The organism is Streptomyces silvisoli, assembly GCF_029269905.1.
Lineage (GTDB): Bacteria > Actinomycetota > Actinomycetes > Streptomycetales > Streptomycetaceae > Streptantibioticus_A > Streptantibioticus_A silvisoli_A.
Genome location: NZ_JARJBC010000022.1, coordinates 87507 through 105346 on the forward strand (window position 1 = coordinate 87507; position 17840 = coordinate 105346).

The window sequence follows — 17840 nt, forward strand, 5'->3', positions numbered from 1 at the left end:
AGCCGGTGAGCTGACGTGCCAACTGCCAGTCACCATGAAGTTGATCGACACCTGCAAACTCGAACGGAGCATCAACTCACCCTTCATCAAGGCCACCCCACCTGCGAGAACGAAGTTGGGGTCACGCTCGCCCGGTACTCCATTCGGCGGCGTGTCACGCGCGCACTTCACGGCAACGTCGTAGCGTGCCGAATATGATGAAATGCCATAGTGCATACCTCGCGTGCATGGCGGCTCTCCTGGGTACGGGGCTCAGCGCCACCCCGGCCGCCGCCGCTCACCACACCGTCGTGGTGCATCCGGGTGGGTCGATCCAAAAGGCGGTCAACGCCGCCCGCCCCGGCGACACGGTGCTCGTGCTCGCCGGCACTTTCCACGAAAGCATCACGGTGAAGACGCCCGGCCTCACTCTGCGCGGCGTTGGCCGCCGTACGGTGATCAAGCCGAGTACGAAGAAAGCCGCACCGCACCGGAGGAAGGGCTGCCTTGAGAGCGGCGAAGGCATCTGCGTGATCGGGCAGAGGAACTCTCCCGTCCCGAACATCACCATCTCCGACCTGACCGTGACCGGGTTCTCCCAGGACGGCCTGTGGTCCATGGCGACCGATCACCTCATCGTGCAGCGGGTGACCGCCACTGACAACGGGCGGCGAGGCATCTCCCAAGAACATTCCACGCGCGGCGTATTCCGGGACAACACCGCCCGCGACAACCGCGATGCCGGCTTGTACCTCGCCAACACAACGAAGTCCAAAGCGGGCGCCACGGACACCCACGGCACAGTGATCGAACGAAACCACCTGATGGGAAACCGATCAGGCCTCACTATCCTGCGCCTACGCAACCTCACCATCACGCGCAACTACCTCACCGGCAACTGCGCGGGAATGTTCGTCGTCAGTGACGAAAACAAGCCCAAGGCTGGCTCCCTAGCCATCAGCAAGAACATCGTCAGACAAAACAACAAGTACTGCGCAAAGATCGCCCGGCTGCCCTTCCTGCAAGGTTCCGGCATCGTCCTAACCGGCGCCGAGAACACCGTGGTGACGGAGAACCTGATTACCGGCAACTCCGGAAAGTCCCCGCTATCAGGCGGCATCGTCCTGTTCAAGAGCTACGTGGGCGCCAAGAACGAGCGGAACAGGATCAGCGGCAACCAACTGGCGAACAACAACCCAGCGGATCTGGTAAACCAGGAAGCCGCTAAGAGCAACAACACCTTCCAGGGAAACTCCTGCCAGGCCTCCAAACCCACAGGGCTGTGCTCATCCAACAGCCACGGATCCACCCGGTTTGGGCATAACAACCGGACCTAGCGTGACCGCTCCTACGGCCACCCCCGCGCTCGCCCGTCAGTCAGCCAGCCAGCCCGCCAATCCAGGATCCTGCCGCACGCCTTCCGAGGGGCCGATCGTGCCAGCGGACGCCGGCCGACTTTGCAAGGTATGCCCGGCGGCAGCCTCGGCCGGACAACGACGCCGCCGGGTCGGCCGCCGGCCCTACTGCCCCGCGTTCGCACGCCGGGGCTCGGGCCCGACGAAGTCGCGCGCTCCAGATTCGCACCGATCTTGCGCAGCTTGGGACGGGGTCGGCGGACGCGCGCACGGGCGGCGGACCCCAACGCCGTGTCGGAGTACGCCGCCCTTGGGCGGGCCGAGTTGCGGGAGGTAGCCCGCGCGGCCGTCTCGGCTACTTCGGATCGCGGTTGAAAACCGCCTTCGACCAGAAGTAGCCGAGCACGGAGAGAGCCAGGCACCAGGCGACCGCGAGCCACCCGTTGTTGCCGATCTCGCTACCCAGCAGCAGGCCGCGCAGAGTCTCGATGGCAGGCGTGAACGGCTGGTACTGGGCGATCGGTTGGAACCAGCCCGGCATCGCGTGGATCGGGACGAAGGCGCTTGAGATGAGCGGTAGGACGATCAGCGGCATCGCGTTGTTGCTGGCCGCCTCGGCGTTCGGGCTGACCATGCCCATTCCGACCGCGATCCAGGTGAGCGCCAGGGCGACCAGTGCGAGCAGCCCGAACGCCGCCAGCCAGTCCAGGGCCGTGGCATGCGTGGGCCGGAAGCCGATGGCCACGGCGACGGCGCCCACGAGGACCACGCTGGCGACCGACTGCATCACGCTGCCGACGACATGCCCGATGAGCACCGAGCCGCGGTGAATCGCCATCGTGCGGAAGCGGGCGATGATGCCCTCGGTCATGTCGTTGGAGACGGACACCGCGGTCCCGACCACGGTGCCTCCGATGGTCATCATCAGGATGCCCGGCACGACGTAGGCGATGTACGCGGAACGGTCGGTGCCACCGCCCATGCCCGCGCTCATCACGTCACCGAAGATGTAGACGAAGAGCAACAGCAGGACGATCGGCGTCAGCAGCAGGTTCAGGGTGAGGGACGGGTAGCGCCGCGCGTGCAGGAGGTTGCGGCGCAGCATCGTGGACGAGTCGCGCACGGCGAGAGAGAGAGGGAGCTCATCGGACAGCCTCCTTGGGCTGGTCGGTGCCGCCGGTCAGGGCGAAGAACACGTCGTCGAGGTCGGGGGTGTGCACGGTCAGCTCGTCCGCCTCGATGCCGGCGGAGTCCAGCCAGGCGAGGATGGAGCGCAGCTCGCGCTGGCTGCCGTCACTGGGGATCTGCAGCGCCAGCGCCTCGTCGTCCCGGGTGCCCTCGCGCAGCGCGACAGCGGCGCTCTGATAGGCGGACGGGTCGGAGAAGCGGAGCCGGACGTGCCCGCCGGGGATCAGCCGCTTCAGCTCCTCGGCGGTGCCCTCGGCTGCGATCTTGCCATCGTTGAGCACGGCGATACGGTCGGCGAGCTGGTCCGCCTCTTCCAGGTACTGCGTGGTGAGGAAGACGGTGACGCCGTTGGAGACCAGCTCGCGGATGATCTGCCACATGTTGTGGCGGCTGCGCGGGTCAAGCCCGGTGGTGGGCTCGTCGAGGAAGATGATCCGCGGATTGCCGACCAGCGTCATGGCGATGTCGAGGCGGCGCTTCATTCCTCCGGAGTAACTCTGGGCGGGCTTCTTCGCCGCCTCCACCAGGTCGAAGCGCTCCAGCAGTTCGACTGCGGTGCGGCGACCCTCGCGCTTGGACAGGTGGTGCAGGTCCGCCATGAGGAGCATGTTCTCCTCGCCGGTGATCAGCCCGTCGACAGCTGAGAACTGCCCGGTGACGCCGATCGCGGCACGCACCCCGTCCGGCGACGTGGCCACGTCGTGGCCCGCCACCTGGGCCTGGCCGCCGTCGGCGGTGATGAGCGTGGACAGGATCTTCACGGCGGTGGTCTTGCCGGCGCCGTTGGGCCCGAGCAGCGCGAACACGGACCCGGACGGGATCTGCAGATCGATGCCGTCGAGGACGGTCTTGTCGCCGTACGACTTGCGCAGACCGACAGTGGAGACGGCGGTCGGCGACGGGTGACCGTCGCCCTGCCTAGGCATGGGCATGGCAGGAGAAGGCATGGGGCCCTCCGTTCGAAGGCTGAAGTAGTGGGAGGCGCGGCCGGGTTGAGGATGTGGCGCTCAGGCCTTGGCACGGCGCACGTCGATGTTTCCGTGCCGGGTGCGGGCGTGGATCTTGACGGTCTCCTCGGCCTGCTCCGGGGTCTCGGAGGCGGTGAGCATGTTGCGCACCTGGCCGGAACCCGAGCTGACGTCGAGCCAGGCAGCCGTGCCTTCGCGGACGCCGACCTCGATGGCGCCGTAGGAGGTCTCCAACTGGACGGTGCCACGGGCCACTTCGCCCACGCGCAGGGTGCCGTGGGCGGTGGTGGCGGCGACAGAGCCTTCGGCGCGCCGGATCTCGATGTCGCCGTTGGCCCCGCTCACCCGCAGTTCGCCGGTCGCGGCGCCGACGGTCGTGGTGCCGTGCGAGTTCTTCAGGACGGCGGGACCGTCGGCAGTGCCGACGCGCAGGCTGCCGGAGCTGGTGGTGATCTCGGCCATGCCCTCGATCCGGTCGACGGTGATCGAGCCGTGGGAGGCGGTCAGCTGCAGCGGCTCGGTGGTGTCGAGGCGGACGTCGCCGGACGAGGTCTTCACGCGGACCTCGCCGAGCCGGCCCTCGCCGAGCACCTGGACCCAGGCGCCGGTCATGTCGATGCGCGAACGCGTGGGCAGTTCGACCGTCACATCGACGGTGCCAGTGCGGCCGAGGCCGAACAGATTGGGCTTGGGCGTCCTGACAGTCAGGACCCCGCTCGCGTACGTGACCTCGGTCTGGTCGGCCGTCCGCACGTCCTGGTCCTTCTTCGGGTCGCGGGGCCGCACCTCGACGACGGTGTCGAGGCGGTCGCCTGCGGTGAACTGGATGGAACCGGCCTCCACGTGCGCCGTGGCCGAGATCGGTTCGGGAGTGTCGAAAGAAGGCATGGCTGTCCCGTCCTCATGGGTCTCGTGGTCGTCCCCGCTGGCGGGGACGTGGGTGGGTGAAGGGGTGTGGGCGCGGACGCGGCTAGCGCACCCAACCCGTGAAGCTCTGTCCGATGGCCTGTGTCTTCTCCGTCGTACGCGGCCGGGTGCCGCCGTCGACCGCGGCCGACACGGCGCGCACCAACCACGCGTTGACCGACAGGCCCTCACAGCTCGCGGCCTCTTCGGCGCGGGCCTTGAGGTGTGCCGGCAGACGCAGGTTGACGCGGGCGGTGCCGCCCTCGTCGCCGTCGGCCAGGGCCGTGGCCTTGAACGGTTCGACGGGCGCGGCCGCCTCCGCGGGGGCGCCGCCGCCGGTGGGCGGCAGCGTCACCACGAAGTCGGGGTCCAGCCCGCGCAGCCGTAGGTCGACCGAGCCTGGGGCGAGCTCGCGGGTGATCTCGTCCATCGCGGCGGAGAGCACATTGAGCATGGTCAGACGGGTCGCCGACTCCAGAGGAGCGGTGAGCCGCTCGGACAGCTCGCGGGCATCTTCCCCGCCAGCTTCGGCGGCCGCCGCCAACACGCGGCGGAGGGTGTCGACGTATGGCGTGAGGTCCATGACGTCATCATGGCATCACAATGGCGCCACGCGCAAGCACGAGTGGCGCCTGGCGGGGGGAGCTTGAAGACGGTGGCCCCACCTGGGGAAAGGGGAAGAGGGCCAGCCGCGCCCCCGTGGCGCCATGTGCGCCTTTTTGCCTTTCGGGAGCCGGAATGGCGTCACATGGTCACCGGTGGCACCACCTGGCTCCATCTGGTGTCATACGACGCCATGGGGTGCCGCAAGAAGGCCTCTCGATGAGCTGATCCGCATCGCCAGCAGCCGGTGGGCGATCGAAGAGTCCTTCCAGACCGCCAAGCAGGACGAGTTCCCGGCAATCGTCGAGCACTCCGCAGAGCCGAGCGTTGACGGCGCGGCGCTCGGCCCAGGTGCGGGCGCGGGCGATGTCGCCGGACCCTACGCCGTCGGTGACGGGGTCGGCGTCCCGTCGTTCGCCGTGCGGGTGCTTGATGCGGTGGGCGATGCTGATGTGCGCGTGCCGACCCTCGCCGATCGTGGCGTAGGTGGTGGGTTGACGCTCAGCCAGGTGGCAAGGTGAAAGGCGGCCGCGTCAATGCAGGCCCGGACTCCGCTGCGTAGCACCACAGTTGCCGTTTTCGACTTTCGACGCGTTGCCTCTCACCACCGTCTGCTGGTCCGCACTGAGTGAAAGGGAGACCGACCTGCGCACGCAAGCCCAGCCTGATGGCTACCTGTAGCCGCCAGCCGCGGGCAACGGTGTTGAACGCCTGGTCGGTGAACGGCAGCGCGCGGCCGGTGGTGTGTCCACCCGCTTGAAGTCGCTGAGGGCGTAGACGAGTTCGGCGCCGCTCTTTCCGACGTCCAGCAGCGCTGTGAGCGCGTCTCATCGGCCAGCCTTGGCCGATGAGCACCGCGCCCAGTCCGGCCGACAGTCGACGAACCCGCCCGCGCACGTCGGCCGCCTGCGCGGCCACGGCCGGGAGTGCGAGAAGCGCCGGAGTGGCCACTGGGTTGTACGCCCGGCCGCGCCTGGAGGTGGAGAGAATCTCCACCCCCAGATACTGTCCTCGCCGCACGACGCCGCTGCTCACCGCCAATAGCTTTATCCACAACACGAAAGACATCGAATCCGCAGCACCGAGTAATCCGGATTCGCACCAACGTCGAGTGGAAGGACCGAATTCCGATGAGCTACGTGCGCGGCTTCGCCCCCTGGATCGTCTACGCCCTCCTCTCCGCCATCGGCTGGCAGTGGGGCGCCCTCGCCGCCCTCGTTGTCGCCGTCGTCTCCCTGATCGCCGACCGCCGCAAGGGCGTCGCCCTCGACGCGCAGATCCTCGACTTCGGCTCGCTCGCCTACTTCGCCGGCCTGACCGCCTTCTCCTTCGCCGACACCAGTTCGCCCATCCAGCACTTCGACGGCCCGCTGGCCTCCGCGTGGCTGGCCCTGATCGCCGTCATCAGCCTGCTCGTCCGCCGACCCTTCACCCAGGGCATCGCCCGTCGCAAGGTCAGCGTCGAACTCGCGGCCGACCCGCGGTTCGTGCACACCAACATGGTCATCACCAGCATCTGGACCACCGCCTTCGCGGCCAGCGCCATGGTGGGCATCGCCGCCGACATCCTCAACACCGGCACCATGGTCGACATCGCCCGTCAGGTCCTCGGCCTTGCCATCCCGATGTACTTCACCCACCGCTACGTGACCCGGATCCGCGCCCGCAAGGCCGCCGCCGAACACACCGCCCTGGCTACAGCCCCCAACGCTCAACTCCCCACCGCGGTCAACGCCTGACCCACCACCACCCTCGCCCCACCCCATCCCACGACGCCCGGACCGACACCGTCGGCCCGGGCGTCGTGGTGACGAGCCGCGGTGGGGCCGCTCGACGTGCTGAGCGCCGGGGGGCAAGCCCCGCTCTCGGCAGTGTGCCGGTCCATGGGGCGGCGGTCAGTGCTTCATCGTGCCAGTTGAGGGTGACGGACCGTTTGCTTCTGCCTGCTACTCCCTGGTTTCCGTGCTCTGCCGCCCCTTCGACCAGCTTCCGGGGCGACTACGCCAGTCCGGGGTCAAGATCGCAGGGTGCGCAGTGAGCCGGGCGTGCGGCCGCCCAGAGCCACTGCTGTACGCACCAGGTGCGCTTGGTCGGCGAACCCGGTTCGTGCGGCGATGTCGGCGGCCGGGTGGAACGGGATCTGCAGCACGGCCTCACGGAGCCGGTGCCAACGGCGCAGCATGGTCAGCGAGCCTGCGAGCTGCTGAACGGACAGCTGGCGCAGTCGTCGTGCTGATATGCCGACCGCACCCGCCAAGTCGTCGATGTCGGCATCGGCGTCCAGGAGGTCCAGCACTTGTCGCAGTCGCGGGTCGAGTGGCGGCGCGTCCCCGAGCGTTTCGCGCACCGCCCCGCGCAGTCTGGGCGGATCCAACTCTCCACGTGCTGCCGCCTGGAGTCGGCGAACCTGGACGTGCTCCATGGCGTGGACGCGCGCCTGCTTGGCGGTATCGATCCGGTGCGGGTCTACCCACAGCGAGGTGAACCCGGCAGGGCAGTGGTGATGGCGCGGGGCAACGGTGGGCCGAACGGCATCGCTTCCTCGACTCCGGCACCGGTGCCGTGCAATCCAGCCGCTCGGCATCGGCCGTCCTCTTCACGGCATGCGGGCCCACGGCTCAAAGACGAGGCGGTTCTTTGGCCTCTCGGACCGAGAGGTGCGGCAAGGGGCGAGGTTCACTCGAATCCGTGGCCGACGGAGGTCGGTCACGTGGATGGGGCCGCCGAGCGATTGCCTGCCGCATTGCCCATGGCCTCCGTGAGCGACATGCGAGGCGATTGTGGACGACATGGTTGGAACGTGGGTCCTGGAGGATTTCACGGTTGAACGCGGAGGAGTGACCTCCCACCCGTTCGGGGAACGGCCTGGCGGGATGCTTTCGTACACCGCAAGCGGTTGGATGAGCGCCCTGCTGACCACCGATCCCACCCGGAATGTGAGTGCTTCCGAAGCGCCGGAAGCTGCCGACGGGACCGTGGCGTACGCCGGTCGCTGGGAGCGCGCGGCGGACGGGGCGGTGCTCCATCACGTCATGTACAGCCACTACGCGCCATGGCTGGGGACGACCCTGGAACGCCGTGTGCGTCTTCTCCCGGAAGGTCTGGAGCTGACGGCCACTTCACCGGGCGGTTCCAAGTCGATACTGCGCTGGCGTCGGCGTGTGACCTGACACCTCCGCTCGGCGCCCTGCCACCGTCGGCCGAAGGTTTCGGCTCACGGATATTACGGCGGAGCCGACCGAACCGATCAACGAACTCTGAATTCCTTATGGAGGAGGCGCGCCATGCGCACAGCCAATCTCAATGACCGTCTGGTTATCGTCTACGACGACGGTGTCGTGGACGTGGAGAAAGCCAGTGACGGGCTGTTCCCGTCCGACCCGCAGGCCGTTTTCGACCGCTGGCGGCAGTTCCATGACTGGGCACGGTCCGAGGCCCCGGCCGGCTACGAGCGTGCCGCGTTCGACGAGCGGCAGTTCGGGCCGCCCGCGCCACGCCCTCGGCAGGTCTTCGCCGTTGCCCTGAACTACGCCGACCATGTGGCGGAGTCGGCCTCCGCCAAGCCTGCCCAGCCGACGATTTTCACCAAGTACCCCACCTCCGTGACCGGCCCCTACGACACGATCGCACTGCCCAGTGAGACCGTGGACTGGGAGATCGAGCTGGTGGCGGTCATCGGAACACGCGCGCACCAAGTCGCGGCCGCGGACGCCTGGGGGCACGTGGCCGGCCTCACCGTCGGCCAGGACCTGTCCGAGCGCCGCGTCCAGTTGCAGGGTTCGCCGGCACAGTTCTCGCTCGGCAAGTCCTTCCCGGGATTCAGCCCGATCGGCCCGGTGCTGGTGACCTCCGACGAGTTGGAGGACCCCGACGATCTCCCACTGGGCTGCGCGGTCAGCGGCGAGACGATGCAGGATTCCCGGACCAGCCACATGATCTTCTCGGTGTCCGAGCAGATCGCCTGGATCTCCGGGATCTGCCCGCTGCTCCCCGGCGACCTGGTGTTCACCGGCACTCCCGCAGGCGTCGGTGGCGCCCGGAATCCGATGCGCTTCCTCCGCCCCGGGGACGAGCTGCACAGTTGGATCGAGGGCATCGGCGAACTCCGCAACCCGTTGATCGCAGGCCTCAGCTATCCCCAAGGCCCCAAAGCGGTCTGAGGGCCGCACACCCCGAACGCGACCCCGCGGTCACCGGCCGCACAGCGTCTTCGCCCCATCCGCACTCCCCCGACCTTCCACTGGAGCATTGAGGAGCCAGTCATGTCCCTGCACCGTCTCGCCCATATCACCATGGGCGTGCCCGACGTCGAGGCGACCGCGGCCTACTACGCCGACTTCGGGCTGACCCACCTCGGCCGCGGACGTTTCGCCACCACCGACGGCGGCGAGCAATTGAAGATCGTCCACGCGCCGCGTCGCCGACTGGACGAGATGGTCCTCGGCGCCGACGACTCCGATGACCTGGGCCGGATCGCCGCCGCCTTGAAGCGGCTGGAGGTGCCCTTCGTCCGCGACGCACAGTCGCTGCGTGCGGTGGATCCCGGCACCGAGGTCACCGTCAGCGTGGAGATCCAGCCGCGCATCGTCCAGGAGGCTCCCGCGGCCGCGCCGTACAACGTGCCGGGGCGAATCGAGCGCGCCAACGTCCGTGCCCCCGGCGTGCTGCGCGAGAAGCCGGTGCGGCCCCGGCGCCTGGGGCACGTCGTCCTCGGTTCGACGAACCAGGAGGCGTCCCAGCGCTTCTTCACCGAGGGCTTCGGCTTCAAGGTCAGCGACCTCGTCCCGGGCGCGGCGTTCCTGCGCTGCACCACCGACCACCACAACGTCCTCGTCCAGCGGGCACCCGTGCCCTTCCTGCACCACTCCTCGTGGCAGGTGGACGACGTGGACGAGGTGGGCCGGGGCGCCACCCGCATGCTGGAGGGACATCCCGAGCGGCATGTGTGGGGCCTGGGGCGCCACCACCTGGGCTCGAACTTCTTCTGGTACCTCAAGGACCCGGCCGGCAACTTCTCCGAGTACTTCTCCGACATGGACTGCATCGTCGACGACCAGGTGTGGACGCCGGGCGTGTGGGAGGGCGCGAGTGCCCTCTACAGCTGGGGGCCGCCGGTGCCGCCGTCGTTCATCCGACCCGACGATCTCGCCGCGCTGATGACCGGCGCTCACAGCACGAGCTGACCGGCTCACCGCACGAGCTGGCCAGAGAGGAGAAAGCCATGCACACGATCAACGAGCAGGGCGCCGACAGGCAGGACGAGTACGACGTACTGGTCGTCGGCGCCGGGCCCGTGGGGCTCACCGCGGCCATCCAACTGGGTATGCGTGGCTGGCAGGTCGGTCTCGTCGAGCGCTGGCCGCAGCGGTACCCGCTGCCCCGCGCGGTGGTCCTCGACCACGAGATCGCCCGCATCGTGGCATCCCTGGGCCTGGGCGACGCCCTGCGCACCTTCAGCGAGCCAGCCGAGGACTACGAGTGGCGCAACGGAAAGGGACAGACGCTGTTGCGCCTGGCGTTTGAGGACACCAGCTACTCCGGCTGGCCGTTCGTGAACATCTTCACCCAGCCTCGTCTCGAAGCGGCTTTGGAGGAGCGTGCCCGTGCCCTGCCCGTCGTGGAGATCCTTCGCGGCTGGGAGGCCGTGGACCTCGCCGAAGAGCCGACCTCCGTGCGCCTGACCATCGCCGAGAACGCCGGGGGCCGGCCGACGGGTGACGACGGCGTGCGGGAACACCGCACACTGCGCGCCGCCTACGTCGTCGGCTGCGACGGCGCGAACAGCTTCGTCCGCTCCCGTATGGACACCTCGATGACCGACCTGGGCTTCCATTTCGACTGGCTGGTCGTCGACGTCATCCCCCATGACCAGGATCGCGTGTGGTCCCCGCGCAACCTCCAGCTGTGCGACCCGGCCCGGCCGACCACGGCCGTCTCGGGCGGCCCCGGCCGCCGCCGCTGGGAGTTCATGCGGCTGCCCGGCGAGACGATCGCCGAGCTCAACACTCCCGAGACGGCATGGAAGCTGCTCGCCCCCTGGGACATCCGTCCCGACAACGCCACCCTGGAGCGCCACACCGTCTACACCTTCCAGGCCCGCTGGGCGGACTCCTGGCGCCAGGGCCGCCTGCTGCTGGCTGGGGACGCAGCCCATCAGATGCCCCCCTTCGCCGGTCAGGGCATGTGTTCCGGCATCCGCGACGCCACCAACCTGACGTGGAAACTGGACCTCGTTCTCGCAGGCCACGCCGACGTGTCGCTGCTGGACACCTACACCGCCGAACGCTCCCAGCACCTGCGGCACGCCATCGACACGTCGGTGTACCTGGGGCGGGTCATCTGCGAGAACGACCCGGCCGCGGCCGCCGAACGCGACAAGCGGATGGTCGCCGACCAGCGGGCCGGCAGCGCCCAGCTGGCAAGGATGCTGCCGGGCACCCTCACCGGTGGCCTGCTGGCCTGCGACGCCAGCGGCGTCCCCGTCGAGCCGGCCGGACAGCTCGGCCGCCAGGGCCAGGTGCGTTTCCATGGCAGGACCGGCCTGTTCGACCAGGCCGTCGGCATCGGATTCACCCTGCTGGCCGACCAGGACCCGCGAGAGGTGCTGGACGACGACGCCCTCGGCTGGTGCGAGCGGCTCCGGATCCGGCTGCTGCGGATCACCGACGACCACACCGCAGAGGGCCCGGCCGACGTCGTCGACCTCGACGGCACGCACCGCGCTCACGTGGCCGCCACCGGACAGCAGGCCCTGCTTGTGCGCCCGGACTTCTATGTCTTCGGCGGCGCTGCGCGCATGGATGCCGTGCCCGGCCTGGTAGCCACGCTGCGCGACGAACTCGCCGCGGGCAGCGTGCTGGCCTCTGCCCGATGAGCCGAGCAGAACAGACGTGGCACGGGCCCGCCGCGTCCTCTCTCCGCCCGTCATCCGCGGGACTTGCCGTCACCTCGGGCACCGCACGAGCAGATGCCCGGCTCGTGCGGTGCTCTTCGGTCGTATTTTTGGTATCGAAGGTGGCGCTCCCGCGGTCGCTGTACCTGACCGCCGGGGACGCGATCACCGGACCTGGATGGCCCTGCCGGGTGACGGGCGCGCTCCGCGCGGTCACGCGCCGTACAAGATATCGAGGCGGGTTGTGACGCGAGAGTGGCTCCTTGCGCTTCGCCCGGCCCCCGACCGGGCGGTCGACCCCGTCATGCCGCGGGCGGCCGAGGCCGCCGCGGCAGAGACCCTCGGGGCGGAACCGGTCCGGTGGGCGGTGCAAACGGCTGCCGCCTTGGCGGCGGAGATCCTCGACGAGGTTCCCGAGCACGGCGGCGGTCAAGCCCCCATGACCACCCTGCGGCGCTCCACTGAATCCGCCGTCCTCGCGGCCTTGCAGCTGCTGCTGGCAGAGCACCCACGGCCCGACGCCGTCTCGACCGAGGAAACGCTTGAAGGATGCCGCGAGTTCGCCCGCCGCGGCGTCCCCCTCGACCGGGTCCTGCGAGGCGTGCGACTCGGACATGCCCGGCTGGCACGTGACCTGGCGGCCGCGATCGAGGAACACGTCCCGTTCGATCAGCGCTTGGCCGAACTGCGCGAGGTCGACGAGTTGCTGTTCGCCTACGCCGACGCCCACGCCAGCCAGATGGCCGAGGAGTACATCGCCGAGCGGGACCGCTGGCGCGGAAGCAACGAGGCCGCCCGTCGCGCCATCATCGACGACCTGCTCGCCGGACGCCCGGTCGACGTGCAGGCCGCCATCCGGCGCCTGCGCTACGACATCAGCCGCACCCACGTCGCCGCCGTGCTGCGGTGCGACCACACCGAGATCGGCCTGCCCGCCCCGGAACGGCTGCAGCGGACCGCGACCACCATGGCCCGCGCCGTGCGAGCAGCAGGAATGCTGCTCATCCCCGCCACAGACACGTCAGCCTGGGTGTGGCTCGCGCTGTCCAGCGAAGAGACCGCCGGCCAGGCCGAGCACCTGCGGGGCACCCTCGACCCCCCGGCGGGGGTACGGGCGGCCCTCGGTCCGGCCGCGCACGGCCCGCAGGGCATGCGCCGCAGTCATCTGGCTGCCCTGCAGGCCGAACGGATCGCCCTCCAGGGCAGAAGCGACTGGCTGTGCGACTACCAGGACGTCCGTCTGGTGGCCCTGGCCACCGCCGAGCCAGAACACGCGCGCTGGTTCGTGCAGGACGTCCTCGGTCCGCTGGCCTCCGAGGGCGCCCGGATGCAGGAGCTGCGCGAAACCTTGCGCATCTACCTCGCTGAGGAACACGGTCTGCGGACGACGGCCGAGCGCCTGCATGTGGCGCGCAACACCGTCACCTACCGAGTCAAACGCGCACAGGAACTGCTGCCCACGCCGATCAACGCCGACAACTTGCTGGAACTACGCCTGGCACTGGAGATCGCGCCGACCCTGTACGGCTGACGAACCCGCCATATCCCACGCCGCGAACGCGCCGCCTCGGACCAAGATCCGGACCCTTCACGGACCAACTGACGGTGACTGCCGTGGCGGTGGCGGCCAGCTTCTGGAGCCGCTTGCGGAACTCGGCCGCCAGTGGACCGTACCCGCGATCCCTGGTCGGCGGCTGTTCGCGCTCACGCTTGTGGTAGCGCTCCACCGACCGCTGGGTGACGCTGAGTTCCTGGGCGACGGCCTTGGTGGTCTTCAGCCGCCTGGGCGGGAAGTTGATGCGAGCCTGCAGGCCCTTGGACGGCTCACGGGTGAATGCCTCATGGCTGGCGCGCTCCAACGCCTGGCGGGCTTCCATGGGTTACCGCCCCTTGATGACGGCGCCGTGGCCGTCCCCCTTGCTGTGCTGGACGGACCCGACCCCTCCAGCCGTGAACCGCCGCTGCGAGTACCGCAGTTCGGGTGCCTTCCTGGTGCAGGCGACGTTTTGAGCGGAGGCGAAACGTGCTCACACGCCTTGTGCGCGCCGCGTGTACGGGCCGGCGCGCGGCTGTTCCGCTGCCCGGTCCGCCATCACCGGCGGCCGTGAAAGATCCCCCAGGACAGAAGGCCGTCCTCGCAGGCGTGGACCCACAGGGGCAGATTCGCTCGCAGCCGGTCCAGGTACTCCTCGCCGACGGCGCCGGTGAGTTCCTCGCCGTTGCGCCGCACCTGCTCGGTGAGGCGGGCATAGTGCGGGAGCAGGTTCTCGCTCAGGTCGTCGAAGCGCACCTGCCCCAGTCCGAGGCGGGCGAGCTGGACACGGACGAAGTCCGGCGTAGGGAGGTCGGTGACGTTGAGCCGCTCGCACACCGGGCGCAGCGCCTCCTGGTGGGCGTCGTCGGCCGCCATGACGTCGGTGAGGACCAGGGCGCCGCCGGGGGACAGGACGCGCACCGCCTCCGAGAGCATGTGCGCACGGTCGCCGCTGTGGACAAGGGCTTCCTGGGTCCAGACGACGTCGAACCTCCCGTTCGGCGCAGGGATGTCGTCGAAGGATCCGGTGACCACGTCGATGAGCGCGTCGAGCCCGTGGCGGGCGTTGAGCGCGCGGTGCCGCCGGTTCTGCACGTCGCTGATGTTGAGCGCGACGACGCGGCAACCGAAGCTCTGCGCGAGGTAGCGCGCCGCGCCACCGTAGCCCGAACCGAGGTCCAGTACGGTGCGGCCCGGCCCGAGCAGGTCGGCCACCCGGGATGCCACCTCGGCATCGGCCCGCCGGGTGGCTCGGGCGACCGGCTCGTCGGGGTGTTCGTAGACGCCGGTGTGGATGTCCTCGCCGCCCCACACACTCGTGTAGAAGCCGTCGACATCGGCGCAGTTGTAGTAGTCGCGGGCCGCATCCGCCGCATGCATGGTCGCGTCATCACCCATGCCCACATCCTCCGCACAGCGCAGAGAGCGCAAACCTCACGAGAAATTGCCGCCGTCCGCTCAAGTGGTGAGGGAACGCCGAACAGCCCACGCAGCGTTCAGGCTTATCGCACTCTCAGCCGCTCACGGGGCCTGCCAGCGGGAGGCGCGAAGACTGCGCTGCTGGCCTGTGACACGCAGCGAACTCGGCCCAAAGCTCGCTCTCAAAACATTCGGGGCTGGCCGGATGACGCACGGAGACCACCGTCAACCGGGATGTGGGCCCCGTTGACGAATCGGGCGTCGTAACTGGCAAGGAACGCGATGACGTCGGCGACTTCCTGGGGCTCGGCCGGGCGCTGCATGGGGATGCGCTGACGGAACGCGGCAAGAGCCTTTTCGTTCTCCAGCATAGGTGCGGCCATCTCAGTGGCGGTGAGACTCGGATGCACCGCGTTGACCCGCACCCCCTCATTGGCGTGGTCGAGCGCCATGGCATTGGTCAGGTTGACCACTGCCCCCTTGGCCGCGTTGTAGGCGGCCAGGCCCCAGTCCCCGCCGAGACCGGAGACCGAACCGACGTTCACGATGTTGCCGCCGACGGCACGCAAGTGCGGCACTGCGGCTCTCGACGCGTAGAAGGTGCCATCGGCAATAACAGCCATGACCTGGCGCCAGCTGGCCGTGTCCGTGTCCGTGACGGCGCCTACCGCAGCGACAGCCGCATTGTTGACCAGCACATCCAAACGGCCGTAGTCCCTGGCCACTCCATCGATGAGGGAGGTGATCGCTGACTCGTCGGAGACGTCCGCGACGCGCGCGACGATCGTCGAACCGGCAGGCGCCGCGCTAACCGTCCTCTGCAACTTCTCCTCGGTACGCCCGACCGCGATCACGGTGGCGCCCTCACGTGCGAAACGGTGCGCCGCGGCGGCACCGATGCCCGATCCGGCACCGGTGATGATGACGACCCTGCCAGCGAAGCGATCCTCGGTCATGAATGCTCCCTTTTCGATGGTGTGTTACAGGGCGCAGGCTAAGCGGCCTCGGTGAACTTCGCTACAGCTCCTTTTGGTTGCCGATGCCCGAGTGCGGGTGCGCTGCCGGGCCCGGGCCTGGTCGAACGTCGAAGCGCCTTCATAGACCCACCTGCTGCTGCCCACGCAGCCAATACGCAAGATGGCACCGCCGTCGGGCCTGGTGACTTCGTCGACGGTGCGGGTCGATCAGTCCGTGTGGCAGCCAGGTCCCCAGCAGCAGCCTGCCCCGGCACGCCAAGCCCGGGCCGCACTCCGCGAGTCCCTGCGAACCATGCCGAGGGCGTCAAGGAACCTTGGGATCGCGCCGGTTGCACATTGACTGTGAGGAACGGATTGGCGAAGCGAACACTTCAACGCAGGGCCAACAGGTTCCCATGCGCTCTCTCCGGCATGGGTCAAAAGGCCGTGTGGGTGAACCAAGTGTCGAGTAGCGGCGGCTCGCCGGAGACGTCGAAGGCGCTCTCCTTGTACGACCGTCGCCCGTAGAGCAGCAGCAGGAGATCCGCCGCCCGCCCTCGCACCACCGCCTGTGCCTCGGGTGGTGTGCCGTCGGCTCCCGCCCGCGGCACCAGACGAAGACCGTCCGTCTCCAGCCGCACCAGCCACGCCTCGCCGATGCCTTCGGCGGCGTCCGCGCACTGGAAGGCGATGGTCTCGCCAGTGCCGCGCAGCTCGGCCACGGCGGGGGCGAAGACACCCGCGTAGGGCAAGTTGACGAGGAATTCGTCCACTCCGTCCGCCGCCAGCACGGGGTCGATCTCCGACTCACGGCCGACGGCACGCTCCGCGTCCACCCGGTGCACCAACGTCTCGAACAGCATCCGACGGGCCCAGAACCTTGCATGCTGGTCCTCACCCCAGGCCCACATCGCCGCATGCGGATCCGTGGCCCGCAACACGGCGGCCACCGCTGGGACGCCGGTGGCCACCCAGTCGGCATACTCCTGCACGCGTTCCGGCAGCCCCAACTCGACATCACGGCTGCGCGGCCGCTCCTGCACCAGCCCGCTCAGCAGCGTGCAAAACCAACGCTGCAGCGATCCCACGTGCCGGGTGAGCTCGGCCAGCGTCCACCCAGGGCAGGAGGGCACGGCGGTCGCGGGATCCGCCCCTTGGACCACCTCGGCGAAGCGCAGGGTCTCCTGCTCGACCGCCTGCCGGTAGGTGTCGTACGGCAAAGGGTGCCCCGCCCGGCTCGTCGTCTCCATCAACTGCTCCCTTTCTGTCCGCGCGCAGCACGGATCCTGTCGTGATCAGTGTGAAGGCTGGAGTCCACTCCAAGGCAAATCCGGCCCCAAGGCCACGTCCTCATTCGTCCAGGGCACGCGCGAGGGACTGCACGCCACAGGCTCCCGGCCCCCGCCTCAGCCACCCACCACGATGCACGATGGCTGACGAGCCGATAGGTCTCCCAGTTCGGGGTGAGGCTGGTTCAGGGCGGGAGCGACGAAGCTTGACTCGTGTACGCCCAACTGCCCAACTCTGTACGGTCACTGGTATGGAAGCACGACACGTAGACACCGCCACAGACGGCGCGGAGAACCTGCCGAGCAACTGGGGCCGGTGGGGCCAGGACGACCAGCGAGGCACACTCAACCTGATCACTCAGGAGACCCGGGCCAGGGCTGCCGCTGAGGTCCGTACGGGACGGGCGGTGTCGCTGGCGCTGCCGATCCAGCCGACACCGCTGATCAGCGGCCCGTTCGCGCCCTCCACCGAGGACGCTTCGCCGGTGCAGCAGGTGATGGTGTACACCGGTTCTCCAGCCATGGCGACAGCGGACGTAATGGTGGTCACCAATCACCACCCGCGCTCAACACATCTGGACGCGCTGGGGCACATCCCGCGCGACGGACGTATCCACGGACTGACCGGGGTGCCCGTCAACCCACTCGCCGTCTTCTGACGGCCGCCGGGCCCTGTGGTGGGCTGTTCGACCAGGGCTCGGGGTGCGACGGAAATCCGGCGACCGCGGACTACGGCCTCCTGCAAGGAGGT

Annotated in this window: 17 protein-coding genes; 9 read left to right on the forward strand and 8 right to left on the reverse strand. The window is 68.9% G+C overall.

The window, feature by feature from the left end; translation table 11 throughout:
* Positions 1-194: 194 nt before the first annotated feature.
* Positions 195-1316: a right-handed parallel beta-helix repeat-containing protein gene (locus P3G67_RS28425; RefSeq protein WP_276096072.1), complete on the forward strand. Its 1122-nt coding sequence runs from the start codon at positions 195-197 to the stop codon at positions 1314-1316.
* A gap of 373 nt (positions 1317-1689) precedes the next feature.
* Here P3G67_RS28425 and P3G67_RS28430 read toward each other — a convergent pair whose 3' ends face one another.
* The 4 genes from P3G67_RS28430 to P3G67_RS28445 all read right to left on the reverse strand — a co-directional run bounded on the left by P3G67_RS28430 (position 1690) and on the right by P3G67_RS28445 (position 4979).
* Positions 1690-2439: an ABC transporter permease gene (locus tag P3G67_RS28430; RefSeq protein ID WP_276096073.1), complete on the reverse strand. Its 750-nt coding sequence runs from the start codon at positions 2437-2439 to the stop codon at positions 1690-1692.
* A 37-nt stretch (positions 2440-2476) separates the two neighbouring features.
* Complete coding sequence (locus tag P3G67_RS28435; protein WP_276096036.1) at positions 2477-3454, reverse strand: ATP-binding cassette domain-containing protein; 978 nt, start codon at positions 3452-3454, stop codon at positions 2477-2479.
* 75 nt (positions 3455-3529) lie between these two features.
* The gene (locus P3G67_RS28440) at positions 3530-4378 is read right to left on the reverse strand and encodes a DUF4097 family beta strand repeat-containing protein (RefSeq protein ID WP_276096037.1); all 849 of its coding nucleotides are present in this window, start codon (positions 4376-4378) and stop codon (positions 3530-3532) included.
* 82 nt (positions 4379-4460) lie between these two features.
* Positions 4461-4979, reverse strand: coding sequence for a hypothetical protein (locus tag P3G67_RS28445; RefSeq protein WP_276096038.1), 519 nt, complete (start codon positions 4977-4979; stop codon positions 4461-4463).
* Between the two features lie 124 nt (positions 4980-5103).
* On the opposite strand from P3G67_RS28445, the gene P3G67_RS28450 reads away from it, so the two are divergent.
* Positions 5104-5520, forward strand: a complete 417-nt coding sequence (locus tag P3G67_RS28450) for a hypothetical protein (protein WP_276096039.1) — start codon at positions 5104-5106, stop codon at positions 5518-5520.
* Positions 5521-6129: 609 nt separating this feature from the next.
* Positions 6130-6738, forward strand: coding sequence for a hypothetical protein (locus tag P3G67_RS28455; RefSeq protein WP_276096040.1), 609 nt, complete (start codon positions 6130-6132; stop codon positions 6736-6738).
* 275 nt (positions 6739-7013) lie between these two features.
* Here P3G67_RS28455 and P3G67_RS28460 read toward each other — a convergent pair whose 3' ends face one another.
* Complete coding sequence (locus P3G67_RS28460) at positions 7014-7421, reverse strand: helix-turn-helix domain-containing protein (RefSeq protein ID WP_276096041.1); 408 nt, start codon at positions 7419-7421, stop codon at positions 7014-7016.
* A gap of 367 nt (positions 7422-7788) precedes the next feature.
* Between P3G67_RS28460 and P3G67_RS28465 the strand changes: the two genes are divergently transcribed.
* The 5 genes from P3G67_RS28465 to P3G67_RS28485 all read left to right on the forward strand — a co-directional run bounded on the left by P3G67_RS28465 (position 7789) and on the right by P3G67_RS28485 (position 13422).
* Entirely contained in the window at positions 7789-8169 is a 381-nt protein-coding gene (locus P3G67_RS28465) for a lipocalin-like domain-containing protein (protein WP_276096074.1), read from the forward strand.
* Positions 8170-8283: 114 nt separating this feature from the next.
* On the forward strand, positions 8284-9159 hold the full coding sequence (locus P3G67_RS28470; RefSeq protein WP_276096042.1) for a fumarylacetoacetate hydrolase family protein: 876 nt from the start codon (positions 8284-8286) through the stop codon (positions 9157-9159).
* 102 nt (positions 9160-9261) lie between these two features.
* Positions 9262-10182 carry a VOC family protein gene (locus tag P3G67_RS28475; RefSeq protein WP_276096043.1) on the forward strand — a complete coding sequence of 307 codons (921 nt, stop codon included), beginning with the start codon at positions 9262-9264 and terminating at the stop codon, positions 10180-10182.
* A 38-nt stretch (positions 10183-10220) separates the two neighbouring features.
* The gene (gene mhpA, locus P3G67_RS28480) at positions 10221-11873 is read left to right on the forward strand and encodes a bifunctional 3-(3-hydroxy-phenyl)propionate/3-hydroxycinnamic acid hydroxylase MhpA (RefSeq protein ID WP_276096044.1); all 1653 of its coding nucleotides are present in this window, start codon (positions 10221-10223) and stop codon (positions 11871-11873) included.
* 262 nt (positions 11874-12135) lie between these two features.
* Positions 12136-13422 (forward strand): PucR family transcriptional regulator, encoded by a 1287-nt coding sequence (locus P3G67_RS28485; RefSeq protein WP_276096045.1) that lies wholly within the window; start codon positions 12136-12138, stop codon positions 13420-13422.
* 561 nt (positions 13423-13983) lie between these two features.
* Here the strand turns inward: P3G67_RS28485 and P3G67_RS28490 are convergent.
* The 3 genes from P3G67_RS28490 to P3G67_RS28500 form a co-directional block, all read right to left on the reverse strand.
* Positions 13984-14823, reverse strand: a complete 840-nt coding sequence (locus tag P3G67_RS28490) for an SAM-dependent methyltransferase (protein ID WP_276096046.1) — start codon at positions 14821-14823, stop codon at positions 13984-13986.
* A 203-nt stretch (positions 14824-15026) separates the two neighbouring features.
* A complete protein-coding gene (locus P3G67_RS28495; RefSeq protein ID WP_276096047.1) occupies positions 15027-15800 on the reverse strand; it encodes an SDR family NAD(P)-dependent oxidoreductase in 774 nt (257 codons plus the stop codon).
* A 437-nt stretch (positions 15801-16237) separates the two neighbouring features.
* The gene (locus P3G67_RS28500) at positions 16238-17050 is read right to left on the reverse strand and encodes a maleylpyruvate isomerase family mycothiol-dependent enzyme (protein WP_276096048.1); all 813 of its coding nucleotides are present in this window, start codon (positions 17048-17050) and stop codon (positions 16238-16240) included.
* 290 nt (positions 17051-17340) lie between these two features.
* Here P3G67_RS28500 and P3G67_RS28505 point away from each other — a divergent pair, with 290 nt between their 5' ends.
* The gene (locus P3G67_RS28505; RefSeq protein WP_276096049.1) at positions 17341-17748 is read left to right on the forward strand and encodes a hypothetical protein; all 408 of its coding nucleotides are present in this window, start codon (positions 17341-17343) and stop codon (positions 17746-17748) included.
* Positions 17749-17840: the final 92 nt, after the last annotated feature.

What these genes read in the sequence shown, in the direction of transcription:
- P3G67_RS28425 (WP_276096072.1), top strand. Translation starts at nt 195, where the DNA reads ATGATGAAATGCCATAGTGCATACCTCGCGTGCATGGCGGCTCTCCTG.
- P3G67_RS28430 (WP_276096073.1), bottom strand. Translation starts at nt 2,439, where the DNA reads ATGCTGCGCCGCAACCTCCTGCACGCGCGGCGCTACCCGTCCCTCACC.
- P3G67_RS28435 (WP_276096036.1), bottom strand. Translation starts at nt 3,454, where the DNA reads ATGCCCATGCCTAGGCAGGGCGACGGTCACCCGTCGCCGACCGCCGTC.
- P3G67_RS28440 (WP_276096037.1), bottom strand. Translation starts at nt 4,378, where the DNA reads ATGCCTTCTTTCGACACTCCCGAACCGATCTCGGCCACGGCGCACGTG.
- P3G67_RS28445 (WP_276096038.1), bottom strand. Translation starts at nt 4,979, where the DNA reads ATGGACCTCACGCCATACGTCGACACCCTCCGCCGCGTGTTGGCGGCG.
- P3G67_RS28450 (WP_276096039.1), top strand. Translation starts at nt 5,104, where the DNA reads ATGTGCGCCTTTTTGCCTTTCGGGAGCCGGAATGGCGTCACATGGTCA.
- P3G67_RS28455 (WP_276096040.1), top strand. Translation starts at nt 6,130, where the DNA reads ATGAGCTACGTGCGCGGCTTCGCCCCCTGGATCGTCTACGCCCTCCTC.
- P3G67_RS28460 (WP_276096041.1), bottom strand. Translation starts at nt 7,421, where the DNA reads ATGGAGCACGTCCAGGTTCGCCGACTCCAGGCGGCAGCACGTGGAGAG.
- P3G67_RS28465 (WP_276096074.1), top strand. Translation starts at nt 7,789, where the DNA reads ATGGTTGGAACGTGGGTCCTGGAGGATTTCACGGTTGAACGCGGAGGA.
- P3G67_RS28470 (WP_276096042.1), top strand. Translation starts at nt 8,284, where the DNA reads ATGCGCACAGCCAATCTCAATGACCGTCTGGTTATCGTCTACGACGAC.
- P3G67_RS28475 (WP_276096043.1), top strand. Translation starts at nt 9,262, where the DNA reads ATGTCCCTGCACCGTCTCGCCCATATCACCATGGGCGTGCCCGACGTC.
- mhpA (WP_276096044.1), top strand. Translation starts at nt 10,221, where the DNA reads ATGCACACGATCAACGAGCAGGGCGCCGACAGGCAGGACGAGTACGAC.
- P3G67_RS28490 (WP_276096046.1), bottom strand. Translation starts at nt 14,823, where the DNA reads ATGGGTGATGACGCGACCATGCATGCGGCGGATGCGGCCCGCGACTAC.
- P3G67_RS28495 (WP_276096047.1), bottom strand. Translation starts at nt 15,800, where the DNA reads ATGACCGAGGATCGCTTCGCTGGCAGGGTCGTCATCATCACCGGTGCC.
- P3G67_RS28500 (WP_276096048.1), bottom strand. Translation starts at nt 17,050, where the DNA reads ATGGAGACGACGAGCCGGGCGGGGCACCCTTTGCCGTACGACACCTAC.
- P3G67_RS28505 (WP_276096049.1), top strand. Translation starts at nt 17,341, where the DNA reads ATGGAAGCACGACACGTAGACACCGCCACAGACGGCGCGGAGAACCTG.